Source organism: Kribbella sp. CA-294648, from assembly GCF_050943845.1.
GTDB lineage: Bacteria > Actinomycetota > Actinomycetes > Propionibacteriales > Kribbellaceae > Kribbella.
In genome coordinates this window covers 4,843,631-4,867,189 of record NZ_CP191981.1, presented here as the reverse complement: position 1 = coordinate 4,867,189, position 23,559 = coordinate 4,843,631, and the positions used below count along the sequence as shown (strand labels likewise).

Annotated in this window: 16 protein-coding genes and 1 pseudogene; 10 read left to right on the top strand and 7 right to left on the bottom strand. The window is 65.9% G+C overall.

Annotated features, from left to right (window positions below):
• Positions 1-246 precede the first annotated feature (246 nt).
• From ACQPYM_RS23060 to ACQPYM_RS23030, 7 genes are all read left to right on the top strand, one after another.
• Positions 247-939, top strand: a complete 693-nt coding sequence (locus ACQPYM_RS23060) for a metal-dependent transcriptional regulator (protein ID WP_433003328.1) — start codon at positions 247-249, stop codon at positions 937-939.
• Positions 939-1,973: a multicopper oxidase domain-containing protein gene (locus ACQPYM_RS23055; RefSeq protein ID WP_433003325.1), complete on the top strand. Its 1,035-nt coding sequence runs from the start codon at positions 939-941 to the stop codon at positions 1,971-1,973. Before ACQPYM_RS23060 ends, ACQPYM_RS23055 begins: the two co-directional genes overlap by 1 nt.
• Entirely contained in the window at positions 1,970-3,154 is a 1,185-nt protein-coding gene (locus ACQPYM_RS23050; protein ID WP_433003322.1) for a ZIP family metal transporter, read from the top strand. The genes ACQPYM_RS23055 and ACQPYM_RS23050 overlap by 4 nt, the downstream gene beginning before the upstream one ends.
• 82 nt (positions 3,155-3,236) lie before the next feature.
• Complete coding sequence (locus tag ACQPYM_RS23045; RefSeq protein WP_433023361.1) at positions 3,237-3,635, top strand: ArsR/SmtB family transcription factor; 399 nt, start codon at positions 3,237-3,239, stop codon at positions 3,633-3,635.
• Entirely contained in the window at positions 3,632-4,417 is a 786-nt protein-coding gene (locus tag ACQPYM_RS23040; RefSeq protein ID WP_433003319.1) for a cation diffusion facilitator family transporter, read from the top strand. The genes ACQPYM_RS23045 and ACQPYM_RS23040 overlap by 4 nt, the downstream gene beginning before the upstream one ends.
• A 14-nt stretch (positions 4,418-4,431) precedes the next feature.
• The gene (locus tag ACQPYM_RS23035) at positions 4,432-5,064 is read left to right on the top strand and encodes a methyltransferase family protein (protein ID WP_433003316.1); all 633 of its coding nucleotides are present in this window, start codon (positions 4,432-4,434) and stop codon (positions 5,062-5,064) included.
• A 158-nt stretch (positions 5,065-5,222) separates the two neighbouring features.
• Positions 5,223-5,783, top strand: coding sequence for an SH3 domain-containing protein (locus ACQPYM_RS23030; protein ID WP_433003313.1), 561 nt, complete (start codon positions 5,223-5,225; stop codon positions 5,781-5,783).
• Positions 5,784-6,234: 451 nt separating this feature from the next.
• Here the strand turns inward: ACQPYM_RS23030 and ACQPYM_RS23025 are convergent, their stop codons facing one another.
• Positions 6,235-7,548 carry a Shedu anti-phage system protein SduA domain-containing protein gene (locus ACQPYM_RS23025; RefSeq protein WP_433003310.1) on the bottom strand — a complete coding sequence of 438 codons (1,314 nt, stop codon included), beginning with the start codon at positions 7,546-7,548 and terminating at the stop codon, positions 6,235-6,237.
• 204 nt (positions 7,549-7,752) lie between these two features.
• On the opposite strand from ACQPYM_RS23025, the gene ACQPYM_RS23020 reads away from it, so the two are divergent.
• A complete protein-coding gene (locus ACQPYM_RS23020; protein ID WP_433003307.1) occupies positions 7,753-9,558 on the top strand; it encodes a hypothetical protein in 1,806 nt (601 codons plus the stop codon).
• Between the two features lie 454 nt (positions 9,559-10,012).
• Positions 10,013-12,457: an AAA family ATPase gene (locus tag ACQPYM_RS23015; RefSeq protein WP_433003304.1), complete on the top strand. Its 2,445-nt coding sequence runs from the start codon at positions 10,013-10,015 to the stop codon at positions 12,455-12,457.
• Positions 12,458-12,866: 409 nt separating this feature from the next.
• Here the strand turns inward: ACQPYM_RS23015 and ACQPYM_RS23010 are convergent, their stop codons facing one another.
• From ACQPYM_RS23010 to recC, 6 genes are all read right to left on the bottom strand, one after another.
• On the bottom strand, positions 12,867-13,307 hold the full coding sequence (locus tag ACQPYM_RS23010) for a hypothetical protein (RefSeq protein WP_433003301.1): 441 nt from the start codon (positions 13,305-13,307) through the stop codon (positions 12,867-12,869).
• A 281-nt stretch (positions 13,308-13,588) separates the two neighbouring features.
• Positions 13,589-14,314 (bottom strand): hypothetical protein, encoded by a 726-nt coding sequence (locus ACQPYM_RS23005; RefSeq protein WP_433003298.1) that lies wholly within the window; start codon positions 14,312-14,314, stop codon positions 13,589-13,591.
• Positions 14,315-14,775: 461 nt separating this feature from the next.
• Positions 14,776-16,545, bottom strand: coding sequence for an exodeoxyribonuclease V subunit alpha (recD, locus tag ACQPYM_RS23000; protein ID WP_433003295.1), 1,770 nt, complete (start codon positions 16,543-16,545; stop codon positions 14,776-14,778).
• Complete coding sequence (locus ACQPYM_RS22995; protein WP_433003292.1) at positions 16,542-17,783, bottom strand: PD-(D/E)XK nuclease family protein; 1,242 nt, start codon at positions 17,781-17,783, stop codon at positions 16,542-16,544. The genes recD and ACQPYM_RS22995 overlap by 4 nt, the downstream gene beginning before the upstream one ends.
• A gap of 20 nt (positions 17,784-17,803) precedes the next feature.
• On the bottom strand, positions 17,804-19,756 hold the full coding sequence (locus tag ACQPYM_RS22990; RefSeq protein WP_433003289.1) for a UvrD-helicase domain-containing protein: 1,953 nt from the start codon (positions 19,754-19,756) through the stop codon (positions 17,804-17,806).
• A gap of 84 nt (positions 19,757-19,840) precedes the next feature.
• Positions 19,841-23,149 (bottom strand): exodeoxyribonuclease V subunit gamma, encoded by a 3,309-nt coding sequence (gene recC, locus ACQPYM_RS22985; RefSeq protein WP_433003286.1) that lies wholly within the window; start codon positions 23,147-23,149, stop codon positions 19,841-19,843.
• A gap of 184 nt (positions 23,150-23,333) precedes the next feature.
• On the opposite strand from recC, the pseudogene ACQPYM_RS22980 reads away from it, so the two are divergent.
• Positions 23,334-23,504 (top strand): annotated as a pseudogene (locus ACQPYM_RS22980) (hypothetical protein); the annotation flags it as partial.
• Between the last annotated feature and the right edge of the window lie 55 nt (positions 23,505-23,559).

Below are 23,559 nucleotides of genomic sequence, written 5' to 3'. Positions count from 1 at the left end.
CCGGAGCCTCCTACCTGAACGCGGCTTCCGGGCGGCGGACAGCCGCGCGGAAAGGACAGGTAGGGACTGTTGGCCACCGCGAACGGCGACAGTTCGGGTCCGGCGAGCCCCACCGCCGGTCACACTGCCATCAGTCTAGCCACCCGTTTGGCGCCCCTGTTCCGCACCGCGGACAAGCGGTCATGAGACCACCGCCCGGCAGGCCCGCCACTTGGCGAGGCTATTAGGGTGATCTAATCTGCCAGTGTGATTGCTCATACGAAGTCGGCCGATTGCTGTGAGATTGCGCAGACGGAGGCGGTCGAGGACTGCCTGCGGACGATCTTCAAACTGGCCGGGCGGAACTCGGTGGTGACCACCTCGGTGCTCGCCGAGCAGTTGCGGGTGACGCCGCCGACGGTCTCGGTGATGCTGAAGCGGCTGGAGGCGAGCGGTCTGGTGACGCGCTCGTCGAACCGGCACGTCCGCCTGACCGCGCATGGGGAGCGGCACGCCACGGAGGTGACCCGTCGGCACCGGCTGGTCGAAACGTTCCTGGTGGAGGTTCTCGGGCTGGACTGGGACGAGGTCCACGAGGAGGCCGACGTGCTCGAGCACGCGCTCAGCGACCGGCTCGAGGCGCGGATCGACGCCTTGCTCGGACACCCGACGCATGACCCGCACGGTGATCCGATCCCGTCTCGGACGGGTGAGCACAGCGAGACGTGGGCGACCCCGCTGGCCGATGCGGCAGTCGGCCGCCGGTTCCGCGTCGATCGTGTCGCCGACGACGACAGCGAAGTACTCCGCTATCTCGCCGATCGGGGCATCCGGCCGGGCGCGGTGCTGGAGGTGGTGCGCCGTGAGCCCTTCGGCGGCCCGCTCTGGGTGCGGGTCGGGAAGCAGCGCCACGCGCTCGGACCGCTGCTTACCGAGACTGTGCACGGGGAGCGCATCTGATGGCCTCCACATCTCGCCGTCGGGTTCTGCTGGGTGGCGCGGGCGTTGCGCTCGGCGCCGTACCTGCCCGTCTATTGACCGGGGGAGAAGATCCCACCCCGCCGGCCGACCACCACGGCCACTCCTCATCAGCCCACGGCGCCGGCGTGAACGGCCCGGCGTTCCGCGGCAACAGGGTCGATCATGTCGGGAACGGGTTCAATCCGAGCAAGGTGCTGCGCGACTTCGACTACGGCAAGGTGTCGCGCCTGCCGAACGGGCGGGTCCTGCGGGAGTGGGAGATCTTCGCGTCCGACCGCGAGATCGAGGTCGCGCCCGGTGTGCGGTTCCCGGCCTGGACGTTCAACGGGCGGGTCCCGGGACCGACGTTGCGTTGCCAGGCCGGCGACCGGTTGCGGGTGCGGTTCGTGAACGCCTCCGCTCATCCGCACACGATGCACTTCCACGGCATCCACCCCGCCGAGATGGACGGTGTGCCCGGCATCGGCCGCGGTGTCATCGAGCCCGGTGCCGACTTCGTCTACGAGTTCGACGCGGAGCCGTTCGGCCTGCACCTGTATCACTGCCACGTCGGACCACTGGCCGAGCACATCGCGCGCGGTCTGTACGGGACGTTCATCATCGACCCACCGCAGCCCCGGCCGCCGGCCGACGAGCTGGTGATGGTGATGCACGGCTACAACACCACGTTCGATGCCGAGGGCAACCAGCTGTACGCCGTCAACGGAATCCCGTTCCACTACATGCACGAGCCGATTCGGGTGAAGCGCGGTGAGCTGGTCCGGATCTACCTGGTCAACGTCTTGGAGTACGACCCGATCAACAGCTTCCACCTGCACGGGAACTTCTTCGACTACTACCCGACCGGCACCCGGCTAGAACCGAGCGAGTACACCGACACCGTGGTCCAGGCCCAAGGGCAGCGCGGCATCTGCGAACTGCGGTTCCCGCATCCGGGCAAGTACATGTTCCACGCCCACAAGAGCGAGTTCGCCGACCTCGGCTGGATGGGGTTCTTCGAGGTGACGCCATGACCAGGCCCAGCTCACGGCAACGCCTGCCGCTCTGGCTCCTCGCCACCGCGACCATCGCAGCCGTCGCCGCGGTTCTCGCCGTCGTACTGCTCGTCGGCGGCCGTAGCCTGCCCGACCGCGCCGGGCCGCCGGTCGAACAACTGACAGTCGAACGGACCGTGCTGTCTCCCGGCGCCATCGAACTCAACCTACGGAACACCGGACCGGATCCGGTGCAGGTCGCCCAGGTCACGGTGAACGACGTCTTCGTCTCGTTCGCCGGCGCCGTCCAGCCGCTCGGCAGGCTGGGCGCGGACACCGTCCGGCTGGACTTCCCCTGGCAGGACGGTCAGCCCTACCGGGTGGCGATCCTGACCTCCACCGGCGCGGTGATCGAGCATGAGATCCCGGCCGCGGTCGCGACACCGGAGACCGGAGGCAGCCTGCTGGGCTTGATGGCTCTGCTCGGAACCTACGTCGGCATCATCCCGGTCGTCCTGGGCATGGCGCTCCTGCCGGTACTGCGTCGTGCGGGTCCGACCGCGGTCCGGACGCTGCTGGCACTGACGGTCGGGCTGCTCGCCTTCCTTGCCGTCGATGCCACCCTCGAGGGCCTGGAACTGGCTGAGCCCGCCGGCGCGTTCGGCGGTCCAGTACTGGTCTTCCTCGGCGCCGGGCTGGCATTTCTCGCCCTGTCGGCCGTGGATCGATTCCTCCGCCATCGGGCAGCGCAGCAGACCGATCCCGCGGTACCGGGTCACCGGCTGGCGCTGATGATCGCCATCGGAATCGGGTTGCACAACCTCGGCGAAGGGCTCGCGATCGGCTCGGCGTACGCGGTCGGCGAGCTGGCCCTGGGAACCTCGCTCGTGGTGGGGTTCGCCCTGCACAACACGACCGAAGGCCTGGCGATTGTCACACCCCTCACGCGGCATCGCCCCGCCCCGGGCCGGCTGCTCTACCTCGGCCTGCTGGCCGGCGCACCCGCGATCATCGGGGCGGTAGCCGGCGCGACCGTCACCAACGCCGCGCTCTCGTCGCTCCTCCTCGGCCTCGGAGTCGGAGCCATCATCCAGGTCGTCACGCAGCTCGCACCCAGCCTGCGCACCCACACCGGCCGGATCCTCGACCCGGCCACCGCCGGCGGTCTGTCCGCAGGCCTCCTCATCATGTACCTCACCGGCCTGTTCGTCGCGGCCTGACCCTTCCCCGTCAGCCGCCACGGCGGCCGCAGGCGGCTGACTTCACAACAAGACCTTCAGCCGATAACATCGCTGTATGGCGATGAAGACACCGGTTGACGTTCAGTTGCAGGCGAGGCCCGCGGTGGTCGACGAGACAGCCGCGCTGTCGGTCGCGGCCTGTTTGTTCAATGGGTTCAGCGACGCCTCCCGGCTGGCCATCGTGCGGCACCTGGCGCTGGGGGAGCACCGCGTGGTCGACCTGACCGAACACCTCGGCCTGGCACAGTCCACGGTCTCCAAACACCTGGCCTGCCTGCGTGATTGCGGCCTGGTGGAGTCGCGTCCAGTTGGGCGTGCGTCGATGTTCAGCCTGACTCATCCCGAGGCGACGCTGGATCTGTTGTCGGCGGCCGAGCGGCTGCTCGGTCTGACGGGTGACGCGGTCGCGCTCTGCCCGAACTACGGCCAGACCAGCCAGCAGACGGAGGTGACGGCATGAGTAACCACGACCACGCCACCACCCCGCCTGGGCCTGGTTCCCGGCTGGAGCTGTCACTGGAGCCGGTACAGCCCGGCCCGACAAGCAGTACCTGGACTGCCGACCCGGAGCTTCGCCGCAAGCTCGGCCGTCGCGCGCAACTGCTGGCCGGTGCCTCGGTCACCTACAACCTGATCGAAGCCGTCATCGCCATCACCGCCGGACTTGTCGCCGGGTCGGTCGCGCTGGTCGGGTTCGGCCTGGACTCGGTCGTCGAGGTCTCCAGCGGCCTGATCATCTTGTGGCAGTTCCGTCACCGGCTGCCCGAGACCCGCGAGAAGCAGGCCCTGCGGCTGCTCGCGTTCTCCTTCTTCGCGCTGGCGGCGTACGTCGGGTTCGAGTCGGTCCGGACCCTGATCACCGGCGCCGACCCCGAAACCTCACCGGTCGGCATCGGCCTGGCGATCGCCTCGCTGATCATCATGCCGTTCCTGTCCTGGGCCCAGCGCCGTACCGGCAAAGCCCTCGGCTCCAACGCCGTCGTCGCCGACTCCACCCAGACCCTGCTCTGCACCTACCTGTCCGCCGTACTGCTGATCGGCCTCGTGCTCAACGCCACGCTCGGCTGGGGCTGGGCCGACCCGATCGCGGGCCTCATCATCGCCGGTGTCGCGGTCCGCGAAGGACTCGAAGCCTGGCGCGGCGAAGGCTGCTGCTCACCCATCGCAGCCGGCGCCACTGCCGAAGGCTCCGCCAGTTGCGGGTGCAGCGACGGCGCCTGCACCGACGGCTGCTGCGACTAAGGCGAGCCGTCGTCATGGCTGTTCTCGCGTTGATCCTGTTTGGCATCTACTTCGGTATCGCGTTCGTGATCCGCACGGTGCTGCAACTCCGCCGCACCGGTGACTCAGGTTTCCGCGGCCTGTCTGGCCGGCCCGGCAGCACACGCTGGTGGGCCGGGATCCTGTTCGCCCTCGCGCTGCTAGCTGGACTGCTGGGCCCCGTCGCTGCTCTGGCAGGTCTCGACCCCATTGACCCGCTCGAGCACACAGCGATCGCCACCGTTGGAGGGGCGGCCGCGGTCGCCGGGATTATCGCCACCGTCATCACGCAGTACGCCATGGGCGCCAGTTGGCGCGTCGGCGTCGACGCCACAGAAACCACCACGCTGATCATCACCGGCCCCTTCGGCCTGGTCCGCAACCCCGTCTTCACCGCGATGGCCATCACTGGCATCGGACTGGCCCTGCTGACTCCGAACCTCATCGCTCTGGCCGGCATCGTGGTCTTGCTGATCGCCCTCCAGTTACAGGTCCGGGTCGTCGAAGAGCCCTACCTGCTCGCCACCCACGGCGCCACCTACCGCGACTACGCTGCTGCCACTGGCCGCTTCCTGCCCGGCATCGGACGACTCACGCCGGTGAGTCCACGTACCGCGCGGTCCAGCTGACGCTCGTTGCCAAACGCGCCCCGAAGACTTCACCCGTCGCGAAGCACCTGAAGAAGCAAGCTCCGATCCCGACGACCTCGGCCAAGACGAGGGCGGCGGAGGGTGCGAAGAACCTTCCGCCGGTCAAGATTGAGGGCAGCAAGTACACCACCACCGACGTGAACGTCTGGTCCGCGGCAGGCGGCGCCGGCAGCCTGCTGACTGTCCTGGAGAAAGGCAGCAAGGTCGCCGTCACGGGCAAAGTGGATGGGCTCTGGGCTCAGATCGTCCGCGATGGCGTGGTCCGTTGGGTGAAGGCGCAGTACCTGTCCGCGACAAAGCCGGTCGCAGGCGGCGTCTCGCAGGAAGCCTGCAAGTCGGGCTCCTCGGTCGAGAACGGCCTCACCGCCGATGCCGTCCGGGTCCATCGGGCGGTCTGCAACAAGTTCCCCAACATCACCTCCTACGGTGGTCTGCGCTCGGGTGACTCCGGCAGCGAGCACTCCAGTGGCCGGGGGCTGGATGTAATGGTCAGCGGTTCCGAAGGCCAAGAAGTCGCCGACTGGCTACGCGCCAACTATAAGAAGCTCGGCATCAAAGAACTGATCTACAGGCAGAACATCTGGACGGTCCAGCGCCGTAGTGAAGGCTGGCGCTCGATGGGAGACCGCGGCGGCGCCACCGCCAACCACGAGGACCACGTCCACGTCTCCGTATACGGCAACTCCGGCACCGCCTGACCAGCTCGCCTGGTTTGACTTGTCGGTTAGTTAGTCGAGGAGTCCAGGGGAGGAACTGGAGGGGTACGTCGATCAGCTGGGGGATATGGCCCGGGCTCTTGATCGAGCGGAACCAGAGGAGAGAAGCCAGCTGTACGGAGCGCTGAGGCTCTCGCTGGTCTATCACCACGTCGACCAGTTAGTCGAGGTCGACCCGTTAAGTCGCGTGTCCGAGGAGCAACACGCACCTTAACCACACGCCTCGATCTCGATGAGGAGCCTCAGGTCGAACCCCATAATCCTCATCTGCAGCCGACGGTGATCCATCACCTGTCACAGATGCGCAGTAGCGCTTGCCGGTACGGGACCTGGTGTTCGCGAGCTACCGGCGGTGCTCATGGTTGGTCGTCTTCTGGAACTGACCGGGAGCCGCGATGGGGTATCTCGTTGCACAGCTTGCTTCGGGTGCTGACTATTCGGCGGCGAAACGTAGTGCTCGTTCCGCACTCCCGAGCAGATCGGCGTACGTCAGCACTTTAAGCCGACTGAGGTGGGCGTTGTAGGAGCGGATGGTCTGGTCGATCTGCTGGCGGGTCGCACCCGAGCGCGACTCGCGTTCGGGGTGGCCGACGACGACCACACCGGTGGCGCGACGGAAGTCGAAGTCGATGCCGAACTCGCTCTTGTACTGGACGCTAATGGCTGGGCCAAGCTCGTCGAGAGCACGCAGGTAGTTCAGACATTGGCTAACGGCCTGATGGATCTCGTCGGTCACAATGAAGTGGTTCCGGTGCCGCGTCACGAGGTCGACTTCGGGCCCTTTCAGCTCGATGACCTCCAGGCGTCCATCCGCACACAGCAATGGGATGTCGTGCTGGTCGAACGGGACCAGAGTCCGTCGCTCGGCGACACCGACGTATTGGCCGCCGAACAGCCAGTAGCGCGAGCCGATAGACCGGTGCATCTTGGTCTCGGTGGCATCGGGGGCCAGGGCGAGTTGCTGAAGTTCGGCAACGATGCGGCGCCGCTCCTTGACGACAGCACCTTCTGCGGCTGACAGGCCCTGCGCCGTAGAGGTCAACCCTGACAGAACACCCTCGACATCACCATGGGCAAACGCCCGACCTAGGTTGATCGCGGTGAGTGACTGATTGGGGCTCGTCGCCCGACGGGTAGTTTCGAAGCCCTCGATCCGACGCATGAAGGCCTCGAAGGACTGCTCGGCGACAGGTTCGTAGACCCGATTCTTGGCGGTGTCGACAGCCAGGAAACAGACCGCATCGAGCAGACCGTCCGCCAGCATGTTCGAGAATGCGTCCGCGATGTACCGCACCGGTTTACCTGGCGGGTCACCTTCTGAGTATGCCTCTCCTTTGGTTCCTAGCATGTAGACCACGGCGAGGCAGGGTCTGTACGGCGCGCGGTGCGGGCCATCGAATGCCCTCGCAAGGTTGGCCGCGCCGGCGACAACGTCGTCCACTCGCGCCATGCTCCTGACGGATCGGAGATTGAACTTGAGTTCGATCATTACGAAGGGGATGCCGTCGTCATTGAGTAAGACGACATCTGAGAAGGCGCGTGTCGGTGTGTAGCCACCCACAATCCGACCGTCGTGGTCGGTCAAAATCGACTCAGGTGGGATTCCTGAGCCAGCGAGGTCCTCGCCGAAGACTTCCGGAACCTGGTCCAAGAAGCCGAAGTACTGCTGAGGGGTACGACGTCCCTGCTGCTCCAACTGCAAGTAGGCAAGGACTGCATTAGACAGACGGTTTGCCTGTCGTGGCATGACTGCTCCTGACTGGTATCTGCGGGCGGCACAAGCCACATGCTTACACGCCCGAGCATCACAGGGGGTGACATGTCGGTTGGGCGCTTACATACTGTTACCTGTCGCTGCGAGTATTCGGCCATGCACAGGGGTGGGCGTGGAGGGTGGGGGTGGCTGGTGCCTGAGTTGCCGTCGGTTCCGTGGGGAGCGTTACGACCGCACGTGAGCGTCGTCGTGCTCGAGTGCGCGACTGATGATCCTGCGTTGGCTATGCGGAGGTTGGAGGAGTTCCTCGCACGGCCCGGCAAGCGGATGCCTGGGAGAGAGGTCGAGATCGTCGCCGCGACCGCGGGTGACGAGGTGGCCGGTGTTGCGGCAGTGCCCGACCTTGGCGTTGACCAGATTGCTGGGTTCGTCCGGAGGCACAGCCATCCACCGGCCTGGTTGGACATCCACGGTGGCTATACCGACATCGTCCATGACCTGACAGTCGTCATTCGGCGGGATCGGGTGGTCGCCATACGAACAGAGGATGACATCGACCGCCGGCTGCAGAACTGGCTGGACGACGAACCGACGGTACCGTTCCGGCGGATTCCGCAGGATGTCTTGGAGAGCGCATTGTTGCAGGGGGAAGCGAAAGGCCTCTGGCTCCAGAGCACGAACCAGCGCACCAGTCAGCGCGCGGAAACCAAGAACCTCGGCGGGCAACGGCTTCAGGACGCCCTGAACCCCATCGAGGACTCGAACTATGCGATGGGGTCGGCCAAGGCCGATCTCGACGAGGATCCGAACAGGCAGGTTCTGCACGGGACCGTGGGTACGACTCCGCGGACGTCGTCGGTGTGGTTCAAGGCAGCAGCGGACTTGAGTACGTTCGCTACAGCTGTGAAAGAGCTGCTGATCTTGTTAGAGGAGACGCGGGCCACGGCGTCTGCCGACACATTTCCAGTCTTCAAGCGTGCCGTGACCGACCTATCTGGTGTAGGGGGTGCGTACGATCTCTCGATCGCCGATCCGGACCTTTTGACGTCGCCATTTGATCATTCTGGCAAAGTGAAGGCGGCACGCCTACTGCAGGATGCCTCCTTGACTGTGCGAGGCAAAGACGGTTCGGCTGGGTTCTTTCTCGATGTCGGATTCGGCACCGTCAGTGGCTCGCTGGAGGTGACCGTGCGGGCTGACGGCTCCAACTGCGTGCTCAACGTCGGTCTGGCCGGCGAGCCGAGCGATCCGCCGCCCGTCCAGGAGATACGTGACGCGCTGGAGTACACGGAGCTGCTGAAGGTCTACTACCGGACCGGCCACGTTCTCGGGAATGGGCAGATGTGGACGGACCGCGTCCCCAGGGCGCGTTTCTCGAACTGGACCTTTGCGGACTTCGGCGACTGCCGCATCACTCAGGAGAAGCCGATGGTCGAGAACCCGCAGAAGGCGGGCGGGCCGTCGTTCCAGGAGATTCATGCCGTCATCGGTAAAGAAGGGGACCGATCGATCTTCGGCTGGGAGCGCGCCTCCTACAGTGCCGGCTGGCTCATATGTGATGATGGCCCCGGAGAGATCGCCGACTTCCTGCACATCAGTCCGGGGGGCGTCCTGAGTCTGATTCATGTGAAGGGCGCGGACAGCGAATCACCGAAAAGAGGTGTCGCGGCGTCCGCGTACGAGGTCGTGACCGGGCAAGCAACGAAGAATCTCGTCTTCGCCGACCTCAGTCTGCTTAGGCGGCGGATCGAGAATCCTGCCGTCTCGAAGCCCGCCTGCTGGACTGACGGTAACCGTGTTGGCGATCGCACTGACTTCCTCGAGGCGATGGACCTCAGAGACGCCTCTGACGAGTTGCGGATCGTGATCGTCCAGCCGCATGTCAACGAGCCGACGTACCAGCGCCTGGACGCCGACAGGCTCATTGCGCATCCGGGCGACGATCTGCTTCGGCTGTTCCGCCTTGAGGCGCTGCTCGTGGCCTCCCGTGCGGCGGCCATCGGGATGAGCGCCGACCTGGAGGTCATCGGCAGCATTGCCTAGGCACGACTGGAACGAAGGCCCACTACGGTCAACACCGTCGGCCCCGGGGAGCGGCCGGGAAGATACGGTGTGGAATCTATCGCGGAGGCATTCGGGCTCGGGGGCCGGTTGAACCCTGACGCTAGCCAACGCCGCCCTGGATGAAAGACAGAATTAGGAATTGTCTTGTCAGTACTCGCTGTGACTAAAAGTGCGTTCAGGGCTTGGCAAGCGGGCCTCTGCGGAGCATAGTGGCTACTGACAGTAGAGGCGCCGCTGCAACAGCGGTTCTCTTGGGGGGACAGAACTCGGGAGCACTGGCTTTCCTCGGGTAGGAACGCATCTAGCGTCGAGGCCGATCATCACGTCGGCAACTTCGACGCGCCCGCGACCAGTACAGACAGGTTGCCGCGGTGCGCTGCCATTTCGCCGAGCTCTGATACACGCACGGCCGAGCCGTGTGGTGGGGGAGAGCATGACATCGAATGCAAAGGTCAAGGTGCGCGTTGTTGTACCGGACCAAACCTTTCGCGGTATCGCTGGCGACCTGTTCACAACTGGCGCGGGTTGCTGCCTGGGCGCCAAGACCTTCGTCTACGGCCGCAACGGAACTGGCAAATCCACCTTCGCGGAGTTGCTTCGACAGGCCGCCCGCGGTGATGTTGCGCTTACGGCCGAGTACTTCGAGGACAACGGCTGGCGCAAAGGAGCCATGTCTGCTGCCGTCGGCGGCTGCGCCCATGTCTTCAACAGGTACTACATCGAGGATCACCTGGAGTTCTTTCTCGACGGCTACGGCCCCTCTGCCGGAATTCTCAAGCTGGGTGCCGCGAACGTCGCTGCGGAGTCGTCTCGTCGTGAACTCGAGCAGGAGGTTGAACGGCAGCGGGTAAGGCTCGCTGCGGTGATGGCGGCAGGCAAGGAGTCCGCCGGCCGTGTCGACAAGCTCAAGGGGGACGCCAAGCGTCGAGTGCTCGACGTTCTTGGCCCGGCCTTGCCACACCGGTACACGACTCAGATTTACACCGTCGCCAAGGCACACAAGGCGCTGATCGAGCCGGCAGCGGTGGTTCTCGCTGACACCCAGGTCACCGCGGATGTCGAGTTCCTATCGGCCGATGAGTTCGAGACGCTGACGGTCCCACCGGATCCGACCGACGCGGGCAGCGCCTTGGCGGCCCATGTAGCCGAGGTTGCCGGACGAGAGCTGGCCAGTCGGATCAGCCCAGCGCTGGAAGCCGATCGCGCGCTGGCCGACTGGGTGCAAGCCGGCCTCGCGTTGCACCCGGCCGGGGGTGATCCATGCCGGTTCTGTACAGACGGTGTGCTGTCGGCAGAGACTCGTGAAGCCTACGCCGCACATTTCGACCAGTCTCTAAGCGCACTTCGGACAGATCTGAAGCAGACCGCGGAGGACCTTGCCCGAACGACTCACGCTCTCTCGGCCTGGCGCGAGAGCCTTCCTTCCCCGGATGATGTTCTTCCTGGCCGGCGGTCTGACTACCAAAGTGCGCTCGATGAGCTCAAGGTTCCTATCGACGACTGGAACTCGTTTCTTGACGCACTAGCGGTGGTGGTCGGCGAAAGGGCGGCCGACCCCTACCGCCCGATTCTCGAACCGTTGCCTACGGCACCTGCCCCGATAGATCTCAACGAGTTGACCGGATCGGTGGCCGGCCACAACACAGATGTTGGGAGTCAGGCCGGCCTGCGGGCGCAGACAGAGGCCGGTCTGATCGCGCACCTGATCGAGCCATACCGAGCTGAGTACGCGAACGTACAGCGCGCGGTGCCCGCCGCCAGACGTGCTGGAGACCGCCTTGAGAACCGCATCAAGCAACTGCAGCTGGAGAGTGAGAGATTGCGGAGTCAGCAACATGATGTGGGCGAGATGGCGGAGCTGATCAACGACGACCTCGCGGACGCCTTCGGGCATGTGCATCTATCGCTGCGAGTGACTGCGGATGGAACGAGCTACGAAGTACTGCGGAACAACGGTCCGGCACTGCATCTGAGCGAAGGAGAGCGCCACTCTCTTGCGCTCTTGTACTTCTTGCGGAGCCTCGAGGCGGACGGCGTGAGTCCGCAGAACGACCTTGTCGTGATCGACGACCCGGTCACCGGTCTCGACAAGGATGCTCTTTTCGCCGCGTACGCCTTGGTGGACCAGCGGACCAAGGAGTTTGGGCAGGTCGTGGTGCTGACCCATGACTACGAGCTGTTCCGGATGTTCTTGATGCGGTACAAGAAGCTTCTGGCGGCTTCGCGGGGTGCGATCGGCAAGAACGACAAGGACGAGATCAAGTTCCCCCGGATCCAGTTTCTAGAGATGCGAGCCTGCGACCGCGCCGCGGGTGAGCGGCGGGTGAATCTTCGCGGAATGCCGGAGAAGCTGCTGAATCAGCCGACGGACTATCACTACATCTTCTATCGCATCGCTGAGGCAGTGACTGATAGCAACACCTCTGATCTGATCCTGCTCGGTAACGCCGCCCGTCGGCTGCTTGAAGGGTTCGTCGCGTTCAGATCGCCGACGGGCGGTGACTTCCAGGGCAAAATCGAGAGCACTGCCAACCAGGCGAAAGTTCCCGAGGAGCTCACTCAGCGCATCGTCCGCTTCGCGCATGGATCGTCGCATCGGGAGGAACCGAACCCTTCGGTGTCCTTTTCGGCGAACGTCCCCGACGAACTGGGGCAGGTCCTGCGTTTTATCTGGACCTGCGACGAGGAGCATTTCAAGGGCATGTGTACGGCTGTCGGTGTCGACATCAAACCTCTCGTCGCGAACTGGAAGCGGCAAGGGCACCCGGAGTCCAAGGCAGCTCCGCCTGCAGCATCTCCTGAGCCGGAGGCCGCTGTCGGTCTGCCGACGACGTCGACGGGTGGGGAAGGTGCCTCAGGCAGCACGTTGCCCTACTAGGTGGTCCTTCAGCTCCAGCGGCGGGGCCGGGTGACGTAGCGGACGGGGATTTCGGAGGAGTGGAGCGGTGCCGGCGAACAGCAACCGGGCCGTGACAACTACTGGCTGAGGTGCGGCGTTCGCCGACCTCAACGCCGATGCTGAGGCGGAATACATCAGCGCCTATTCTGTCCAGTGTCTCGAGCAGGCTGTTGGCGCAGTGACCGACGAGGGCGGTGGCAGGGTCGGCGCCGAGCGCGATCGCGTCGGAGGCTTCAAACTGATTGCGTTCGACCTGTTCGGCGCCGACATGGTCGCCGCCCTCGGTGAGCTTCTGCAGGATCTCCTTGTACGGGCCGCCCGGTCGGACTGGATCTGCTCGTACTTGCGATGCGCGAGCGTGTTGCGTTACGCGCTCATGTCCGCCCTCTCAAGAGGAGGTGACCTGTGGCGTAGCTGCTGCCTGGGTGCCGGTAGCGCTCAGTCGAAACAGTGAGAGATCGTATCCAGATCCAGTCACGCTGCTGGTGAGGGAGCTTCCGTCGTGCATCTTGAAGCTGAGTTCGGTCAAGGCGATACCGGACAAGAAGGCGCCCTCGATCGGGTAGCCGTTGCCGAGGCGCTTGATTTGCGCTGAGATCTGCCTTGCTAGGTACTGGGCCAGGCTCGACTGCTCGCCTGTGCCCAATCCGCCGACTTTGAGGTTGAGCCTGGCGGCGAGGTCCTCGTTGAGCTCGTGGATCTTGATGGCTAGTTGATAGGTGGTTATCCACGCCCGCCCATAGTGATGCCCAGCCTCGTTCACTATCGGGACTGTTGTCAGTGCATCGCGGACTTTGGTATCGAGGTCGAAGTCATTCCAAGCGCTCATGCGAGGAAGGCTCGCTGCCGGATGATCGGACGTCAATGTCTCAGGCCTGATCGATCGCGGTGGCGTTCTCGGTGAAAGGGGCGCGCGGTGGTCGCCCGTCTGGAGGTGTGCGGCATCGGCACTGCGAGCGTGGGAACATCGGGCTGGGCTAGCGCTGCTAGTTCGGACTGGTCGCCGGTAGAGCTGTTCATCACCCGAGAAGAGAACTCGCGAGCGGGACATCTCAACTCGTAGGGTTCTGTCGTCCCAGCCGAGGTCAACCTTACTGAGAATTACAGGGGCTAACGGCGCTTACCCAAGCCGGGCGCGCCGCCGCTGACGATTCGAATCCGCGGGAGGACCATCTTGCGCTCGCTTGATCTGTTTGGCGCGCGCTTCTTCGTGCGGGTCTTAGGCTTTCGGTTCACACGGATGCCGGGTTTTCCATGCGGCGTCAGCGTGCTCGACGGCTGTTTCATCAGTTCCCGCGCCGCGGCATCCGGCGACTCGCAACCAGTCAGCCAGATCATCGCAGCGCCCAGCCCGTCACGAAGGGCGGTGAGCGATCGTTCGTCGTGGGGGATGTCGAGTTGCTTTGCCGTGATGCCGGCCATGCGTTCGAACGAGAATGAGGCAACCAGCCCGTTCTCGTCCTCTTCGGTACGGAGCCACACCGGCACAGTTCTGGTGCGAGTGGTTCCGTTCTCGAGGTCTCTTAGGGCCTTCACCACCGGCAGCCACAAACGGATGAGGCCTACAGAGGATACTGGGGCCTCGGCAGTCGCGGCGGGGACGCCGTCAGTCGGACTCAGGCGTGCGTTCGCTTGCCAGGTTTCATGTTTGTCCGTCTCGAGCCAGATCCACACCGGCAGGGCGGGCCAGGCGTCCTCGCCGTCGTCTGAACAATCGAGATCCGCGGCGTCAACCGGCGGATCGTGATCGTCATTGGTGTGCTCGCTGATCTCCGGCTCGGTGCCGATGGAATGGTCATGCTGTCTGGACTCAAGGGCCGGGACAGCGGCCTCCACTAGTCGCTCTCCGGTAAGCTGCAGGAGAGCCCGAGCCACGGCCTTTCGGACCGCCGACCGGCCTCTCACCGAAGTAGGCAGGGCCAGTTGTCGTGGGGTCACATCGTCTGTTCGGTCCAAAGCCGCCCACGCGAATGGCTTGCGGGCGGTTTGCTCTGTCCATACCCAGGCCGGCACCCATCCGGGCTCTTCTCCGGGCTGGAGAACGTCTGCGCCAATTCCCACCAGAGCAGCAGTAGCGCAGGACTGGAGGGCAACGGCAAGTCGATTGCATCTGCGCCCCGGGCATACGAAAGCTGCAAGAACGGGACTGTAGCTCCGTCTGGCCCGCCGCACTCCTCCAGCCACATCCAGCCCGGGACGGTTGGCCAGTCTGCTTCGTCCAACTTCCCGCTCACCATTTCGGGAGTCTAGGCGCGCTTGGCGAGACTTTGGAAGTGTGGGCGGCGCAGGATCGCCCGTCAACTGCTGCCGATTAGCCGTTGGCGGAGACCTGTTGCGCGGAGGGCTCTGCGGCTCAGGGCCAGGCGTACGGCGGTCTCGGTGCCGACTACGCGTACGCGCTCCTGAGCGCGGGTGATCGCTGTGTAGAAAAGTTCGCGGGTCAGGAGGCGGGATTCTTCGCCTGGCATTAGGACGGTGACTTCAGCGGCTTGGCTGCCTTGGGCTTTGTGGATGGTCATGGCGTGCAGGGTTTCGATGTTGCCGAGCCGGCTGGGGGCGAAGTCGAGGCGGCCGCGGGAGCTGTTGATGCAGACTCGGAGGGAGCCGTCAGGGCGGCGGATGGTTACGCCGACGTCTCCGTTGTAGATGCCTAGGGCGTAATCGTTGGCGGTCACCAGGACCGGTCGGCCGACGTACCAGGTGTCCCACAGCGGGTCTTCGGTTTCTTCGGTGATCCAGCGCTCGACGGTCCGGTTCCACTGGCTGACGCCCCATGGGCCTTCACGGTGGGCGCAGAGAAGGCGGTGGCGGTCGAGCGCGGCCAAGGCGGTGTCGGTGTCACCCGCCTCGGCGGCTTCCCGGATTGCCAACACATCGGGCAGTAGCGTGGATCGGGGGCTTTCACGGGGATCGGCGTCCTCGACGAAATGCACCTGGTCTCCGCCGTCCCGCAGTACGTCGAGAACCACCTCCGGCTGGTCGTCGCGGACCGCCAACGCCAGCTTCCCGATCTCACCTCCGAAGCGATGGGAAGTACGCAGTTCGGCTGCTTCGATGTGGCCGCCGGCGACCAGTCCCGCGACAAGGTCGGCGAGTACCGCCCCTGCTTCGATCGAGGCCAGTTGGTCAGGGTCGCCGACCAGGATCAGCCGCGTCTCGGGCCGGACCGCCTCAAGGAGGCGCGCCATCATCGTCAGCGAGACCATCGAGGTCTCGTCGACGACGACGATGTCATGTGGCAGTCGGTTGTCCCGGTCATGGCGGAACCGGGTCGACGAATCGGGGCGACCGCCGAGCAGCATGTGCAGGGTTACGGCGTGGAATTCGCCGAGCCGGTCCCTGTCGTCCGGATCGAGGCGCTCCTTCATCTCGCGCCGTACTGCTTCCTCGAGGCGACCGGCCGCCTTGCCGGTCGGCGCTGTCAATGCGATCCACGGGCGGCGATCTCCGGCGAGTTGCGCCTGCTCCGCGAGCAGGGCCAGCAGACCGGCGACGGTGGTGGTCTTGCCGGTACCAGGGCCACCCGTCAGAACCGTCGTCCATTGCCGGGCGGCCGTTTCAGCCGCGGTCCGCTGCTCGATGTACGCCGTACCCGGGAAGAGCCGGTCAAGCCCCGCGAGCAAAGCGCCTTCGTCGGCGATCGCAGGCGAGGGACGGCCCGCGCGTCGGCGAAGGTCCTCCTCGACTTGCCCCTCCTCTCGCCAGTAGCGATCGAAGTACAGGCGAGTGTCCTCCAGATGGAGGGCGTGCGGGGCCTCGAGCAGGGGACTGGCCCTGAGCGCCACCAGCCATTCCTCCGGGTCGGGCCAGGTCAGTTCGGCGCCGTCTTCCCCGACCTCGTCGCGGACCTCGGTCAGGTCGAGGCAGATGGATCCCGCACGCACGGCCCGCGCCGTCAGCGCACAGGCGAGCGCCACCAATTGGTTGCCTTCAGCAAGAAGAGTGGTGAGTCGAGCGGCCACGTGGACGTCGGCGGCGAGGATTACGCCGGCCCGGTTGAAGTGGCGTAGGATCCCGGTCGCGCCCAGGGCAAGGGTCGAGTCGAACTCGTCTACGGTGGTGGTCATGGCGCGCTCCCGTCGAGCAGTTCGGACAACGCCAGCACGAGTGCCGTCGGCATGGGCCAGCTGAACACCCCTGCCGGGTGCCCGTCCACGAGAGGTGTCTTCGGTCCACACATCCCGCGGAGGTAGAGGTAGATCACTCCGCCGAGATGTACCTCGGGGTCGTAGCCCGGCAGCCGCCAACGGAGGTATCGGTGCAGCACCACCGCGTAGAGCATCGCCTGCAACGGATAGTCGGAGTGCAGCATCGCTGCGCCCAGCTCAGCCGGGCCGTACTCCGCGGACGTATCGGGCTGTTCCGGGTCGCCAAGCCGGTTGGTTTTGTAATCGACCACCACGAAGCGGTGGCTCTCGCCGTGCGGAATACGCAGCACGACGTCGATCGAACCGGAGAGGTAGCCCCGCAAGCTCTGCTGGCCGAGCAGGGGCTGTTCGAGCCGGTCGGCATAAGCGAGGAGCGGATCGTCTGCCGGCAGGTGAGTGCGCAAAAGTGGCGCTACGTGGGCCAGCCGAACGTCGGTCGCCGACGCCTGGTCACCTCCGGCCAGCGGGATCTCGAAGTCGAGTTCGCGGAGCCGGTCGACGTGGCCCAGTTCGCCGAGGGTCAGCCCGGGAGCGAGCGGCCCGAGTGGCGTTCTGTGCAACGGCAACAACGCGGTGGCCAATGCATCGGCTGTCACGTCGACCCGCCAGAATCGCAACTGCTCGCGGACTCGTCCGACCAATTCGGCGTGCAGGTCTGGCGCCAGTGGATCGGCGTCTTCGAGAACCGCGTGGACCAACGACCCGAATGTGGCTCCGGCCGGCAGCCCATCCATCGGCGACGGGAGCGCATCGGCGAGCGCGGCCTCAGCCACCATCGGTGCCGGATCGACGGACTCGTCCTCGAGTTGGCTCTCTTCGTGTTCGCTGGAGACACCGCCTACCTGCTGATCCGCCGCACGGATCAATCCGGAGTACGACGTGCGGCGCCAGGTGAGGTCGACCTCGCGGGTGAAGCTGCAGACCGACAACCCACCGGGCAGCTCCTCGTGAACAGGCTCGATCTGCTCGGCGATGACCGAGTCCTCGACCACCGGACCTCCGGCCTGCTGCCAACGCCTGAGCCAGATCAGTACCTCGTCGTCGGACGAGGGCCTGTCCAGGGTGTCGGGCACGACTGCCTCACCTTGCTTGCGGCCCCGCAGCAGGCGCGAGATCCCGCCGTTGATCTCGTCCCAGGACGGCGCCCACCAAGCCACGACCTGGGACTGAGCCCGGGTCAGTGCGACGTAGGTGAGACGGATGTCGTCGCCGGCCTCCTCGGCCCGCCAGAGTTGCTGGTTGGCCCGATGGCCACGATGCCTCTTGCCACCGAGGTCGAGGCACCGTTCGCCGTCTGGTGGAAGACCAGTAGTTCGGCGTCCTTCACAACGTGACGTGTGAAACCGAACGGCAGGTAGACGACGGGGTACTGCAGGCCCTTGCTGACCCACACCGTCATGATCTGTACGGCTGCGGCGTCGCTGTCGAGTCGGCGGGTTCGCTCGGTGGTGCGTCCACTGCCGCTGCACTCCTCGCGCAACCAGTCGAGCAGGGCGGGCAGTCCGAAACCTTCGCGGTGCGCGGTCTCGTGGAGCAGCTCAGCCAGGTGCGCGAGGTCGGTCATGTCGCGCTCGCCGCCGCGCCAGGCGAGTACACGCTCGGTCATGCCGTTGACCTGCGCCGCCTCGAAAACAGCCGCTACGCCGTTGGTTCGCAGCCGGTCCGCCCAAGCTCGTAGCGTCTGGCCGGTGCGGTCAGTGAGTTCCTCGCCGCCGGCCTGCAGGCTCGCCGCCGTCTCCCCGAAAAACATCGTGGTCGCCGCGGCCCTGACGAGACCGGAGCGATGCGGCTGCTCGAACGCCTCGAGCAGGCACAGCCAGTCCTTGGCCGCCTCCGACGCGAAGATGTCGAGGTCGCCGGAATAGACGGCAGGAATGCCGACCCGGGCCAGTTCCTCCCGGCAGACCCGCGCGTCCTTGTGCGTTTCGACGATCACCGCGACGTCACCGGCGCGGAGCGGTTGGCCGTCGTACGTTGGGCCGGCAGCCAGCAGCCCGCCGATATCGGCGGCCAGATCGCGAGCGATGTACTCCCGCAGGTCGTCCATCGGAATGCTCTTGCGCTTGGCCGAACCGAACAGCTCCCTGCGCGCGACGCGGAGCCGGAACGGCGCGTCGGACGGCGCTCCGGCGAGCCGGCTGCCTTGATGGTGAGCGGCGACCGGGTGAACAACGATGCCAGGGTCGCCGAGTTGGGCGCCGCCCAGGACAACCTGGAGACAGTCGACCAGCGGCTGGTCACTACGCCAGTTGGTGTCGAGGGTGCGGCGTTGCCCGGCGGTCGCCGCGGCCGTTAGGTACGTCGCGATGTCCCCGCCGCGGAACGCATAGATGGCTTGTTTGGGGTCGCCGATCAGGACCAGGGTGCTGTGGCCGTTGAACGCGGCGTCGATGACCTTCCATTGCACCGGATCGGTGTCCTGGAACTCGTCGACCATGACCACCGACCACCGGCGCTGCATCTGTCGTCGGGCCGGTGCGTCAGGATCCTCGAGCGCGGTGGCGAGGCGGGTGAGCAAATCGTCGTAGCCGAGAATGCCCAGGCGGCGTTTGCGGCGTTCCATCTCGGCCAGTACGGCGCGCGCGAACTCGACCCGGGCTCCCTCTGCCGACGCTTCGGCGTATACGTCCGGAACCAGTCGGGTGTGAGGATTGCTGACCGCTTTCAGCGCGATCTCGAGTGCGGTGCCGCGGGTGATGGGCGGCTGGTGCGGGGAACTCCCAAAGAGATTGAGGTAGAGGTCGTCAACCACCTCGGTGACGAGCTCCCTCAAGTCGTCGACCAGAGTGACGCCGGCATCGGTGTCGCCGGCGACACCGAGCGAGCGCAGTACGAGCTGGCAGAACTGGTGCGTGGTGGCGATGGTAGCCGCGTCGAAGTTGGCCAGCGCGTCGCGAAGACGTGAGCGCCGCAAGGCGATTTCCTCGGTGCTGCAGTTGACCAGGTGGCCGAGTAGGCCCGGGTCGTCCCGCAAGTCGGTGGGATCAGCCAGGGCGAGTTCGGCGTCCAGCAGTTGAGTGCGGACGCGTTCGCGGAGTTCCTGGCTGGCCGCGCGGCCGAAGGTGATCAGCAGCATCTGATCGAGCCTCGCTCGCCCCTCCGCCACGAAGCGGGTGACGAGCCCGGCCAACGCATAGGTCTTGCCAGTGCCGGCACTCGCCTCCAGGACGATGGTTCCGGTCGGCAGTTCTCCAAGCAGATCGAAGGGGTTCTATCACGTCGCCGCCTGCTCGAAGCGGAGCATCGGTTCCCAGAGGCGGGCGGCATAGGCGCCGAGCCGGGTCGGTTCGCCTGGGCGTTCCTCATCGGGACGCGTCGGGTCCAGCAACACTTCGAGCCGGGTGTACGGACCCCAGACCCGAACGTGCGCGGGGTCGGCGTTCTCACCGTCGTACGCGCTCGGGCGCCAGCGTCGGCCGGCAGCCATCGCCGGGTCGTCGCCGGTGCGGCGTGCCTCGTGCCATGCGAGCGAGGTCTTGAGCGGAAGTGGAAGCGGCTCCCGGCGACCGGCGTCGTAGACGGCGGCCAGGTCGGCAAGCAAAGCACGGGCTTCCGGCCCGACCGGGCCGAGGAGCCGCCTCGCCGGGCCGTTCCGTCCCCGCCCTATGGCCAGAGCTGTCCAGTTGTGATCCTCGTCGTGGGCGGACAGGGCGAGCAGTTGGATCCATGATGACACCAACTGTCTTGCGTCGAGCCTGGAGAATCCGACCGACACCAAGCGGTGGCCGTGGACGCTCGGCACGGTGCCGGTGAGCCGTCGGCCGCCGCCGAGATCGACGTCCAGGTCGAAGGCTCTCGGGCTCGTCAGTCGGTGCTGATGGGCAGCGATCGCCAACTGCTTGGCTTCGTCGCGGAGATCGGTTGCGGTCCGCCAGCCGAGCCGCCCGGGTGGCAGTGTTCCTCGTCGCCACTCTGCTTGCAGGGCGTCGTTCGGATTGACCCCTGCGAGCATGTCGCGGAGCAGTCGGTCGCCGACCGACCACTTCTGGAGGTTGTCGATCTCCACCGGCATCTCGTCCGAGACGCCGTCGACCTCCCATGGCAGGGTCAGGTCGAGTGCCCGGAAGTAGCCCTTCACGGGATGACGGAAGAACCTCAGGAGGTCGGCCAACGCGATGTCCTCGTCGCTCGCCACTGCCAGTTGCCCGGCCAGAAACTCCGGCCGTGGTGGCCGGGTTCCCGCGGCGGCCCGAGCCGCGACCAGCGCGGTCGGGTCGAACGTGAAAGGTCCTGGAGTGCCGAGCCGGCCGGGTTCGAGGTTCTTCCGGTCGAAGGGCTGTAGCGGGTGCTTGACCAGGACGGATTCCCGGACGCTCGATTCGGTGGTGCGGTCAAGGACGTCGAGGAGTTCGCCCAGGGGCACTGCGGGCGGCCGCCGTTGTCCGGAGTACTCGTTGGCGCCGGTGTAGGTGATCACCAAGGACTCGGTGGCGGCGAGAATCGCGTCCAGCAGAAGCTGGCGGTCCTCGCTGCGGATGTCGCGCTCGCCTGTGATCGGGGTCCTTGCCAGTACGTCGTCCCCGTCGGTCAGGCCGAACCGCGGGAAGACGCCGTCATCGAGTCCCAGTAGACAGACCACGCGGTGGGGGACCGACCGCATCGGCACCATCGTGCAAACGGTCAGCGTGCCGGTCCGGAAGCTGGCGCGGCTCGGCCGGCCGGCCAGATGACTGGACAAGAGGGCCCGGATATCGGGGAGCCTCAGTGATGTCTGCGCCAGTTGGCCGGCGTCGGCGGCTACCTCGGCGAACTCGCGGTGGACCTGGCTGATCTGCCAGTTGTCGTCAGGGACTACCCGGGTCAGCTGATCGATGCCTGCGCGCACTGCGTCGAGCCAGTCCGCGAGCGGACGCGTGCCCTCGAGTCGTTTGGTTGCCGCCTGCAACCGATCGACGTACTCCGCGAACCGGCCCGCCAGCTCGATCCGGGTACTGCCGACGTCGTCGAGTGGCAAGGTAGTGTTGATCCACGCGTGTGCGTCGGCTGACATCGTCACACCGGCGAGGATTCGGTCGAGGCCGAAGCGCCAGGTGTTCTGCGGATAGTCGGCCAGGCCGTACGGTTCGCGATGGTCCTGGTCGAAGGCCCATCGGATGCCCGACTCCCGGACCCAGGCCGTGATGGTGTCCAGGTCGTCATCGGTGAACCGGAAACGACGACGTACCGGCTCGGTCTGGGCGAGGTCGAGCAGCTGACTGGCGGTCGCTCTGCTGCCAGCGATCCCGAGTAGCTGGGATGCGACCCCGAGCAGGGGATTGGTCTGGGTGAGCGAGCGGTCGGCCAGCTGTACTCGCAACCGATGCGCCGGGTGGCCGTTATTCCGGAGGTCTCCGAGGCCGAATCGAGCGCTGATCAGCGGCGCGTACGTTTCGATGTCGGGGCACATGACGAGGATGTCGCGGGGTTCCAGCGTGTGGTCCGCTTGCAGCATGCCAAGTAGGACCTCGCGCAGTACGTCGACCTGGCGAGCGGTGCCGTGGCAAGCGTGGACCTGAACGCTGCGGTCGCCGGTGGCTAGGCGGCGGCCGTCGGGCGTGAGGGTGTTGCTGCGCAGGTCGTCCTGCAGCCAACCGAGAAGCGTGTCGGGTCCTGTTGGAGATGAAATGTGGCCATCGGTGGTGGGCGCGATAGCGAGGGTCAACTGCAGTTCACGACTGTCGCGCCCGAGTGTCGCCAGGAGCGGGTGCTCGGCCTCTTGGTGGCTGGTGTCGGACGCGCGGTCGCCTGCGGCAGGACGAGCTGTTTTCAGGCGTTCCCAAAGGGCGTTGCTGGGGTGGGGGAGCCAGAGGTGTACGTCGCGGTGCCCGGCCAGCGCGGAGAGCAACTCGACCTCGGTGACCGGGAGCCGGGTGTGCCCGAACAGCGAGAGTCGAGCGGGCAGGTCGAGAGACTCTGGCCGATCGCGAAGCTGGGCGAGCGTGTCGCAGTGGCGGGTGTTCGGCGTTGGTGCGCCTATGCGATCGACCAGTCGTCGCCAGAGCTCCGGCTGCCAGGCCAGATCATCGTCGATCGCCTCGCCGCGGCCGTCGGTGTCGCGACCTTCGCTCCAGTCGGCGAGGAGGGCTGGCCGCTGTACGGCGTACGACGCGAAGAGCCGCGCCAGCCGCGCGGCAACGGCGTACCGGCGGCCCCGACGCAACTCGGCCTCGGCGCCCGTGTCGAAATGGCCGAGGTGCCGGGCAACAGGCTCACACCAGGCATCGTCGACAGAGTCGTCGAGGACGGCCAGCAATGGCCAAGCCATAGCGTCAGCGGCCCAGGGATCGTCATCGCCGAGCCCCAAGACCGTAGAGACCAGCGAGCGTGGCGTGGTGAACCGCACTCCGGCACACACCCCGTCACCACGCCCCGGCGCGGCACCCAATCGATGCGCAAGACGCTGAGAGAGCCAGCGTTCAACACCCTTGGCAGGCACTACGACGAGCTCTTCGGCGAATGGGTCGCCAAGGGGCGAGGCGAGCAGGTCTCCCAGCCCGTCTGCGAGCACGTCTGTTCGCTCGGCACGGTGCAGACACAGACTCACCAAGGCAGCATGTCACGTCTGGCTGACACCCCAACGGGCACTCGCCGTTGGCCGTCATCGCGTGCATCCGCCGGGCTTTGTTTGGCTGCGGTAGAGAAGCTGCCTGTGCCGCTGGTTGTTCTTCTCTGGATAGACGCCACAGGCAACTTGGCCAAGGCCAAGACGTCACCGACGGCACCGCCACGTGGGACCCCTTCGGTGCCAGCGTCACGATGCCCACCGGCGCCATGGCAACCAACCCACTGCGCTTCCACAACCAGTACCAAGACACCAAGACAAACGCCTCCGCGACTACGACGTAGCCCAGGGCCGCTTCACCGGCCCGGACCCGGTCGTGGCGTCACCTCGCGATGGCTTCATGCAGAACTACTCCTACGGCTACAACAACCCCCTCACGTACACCGACCCCT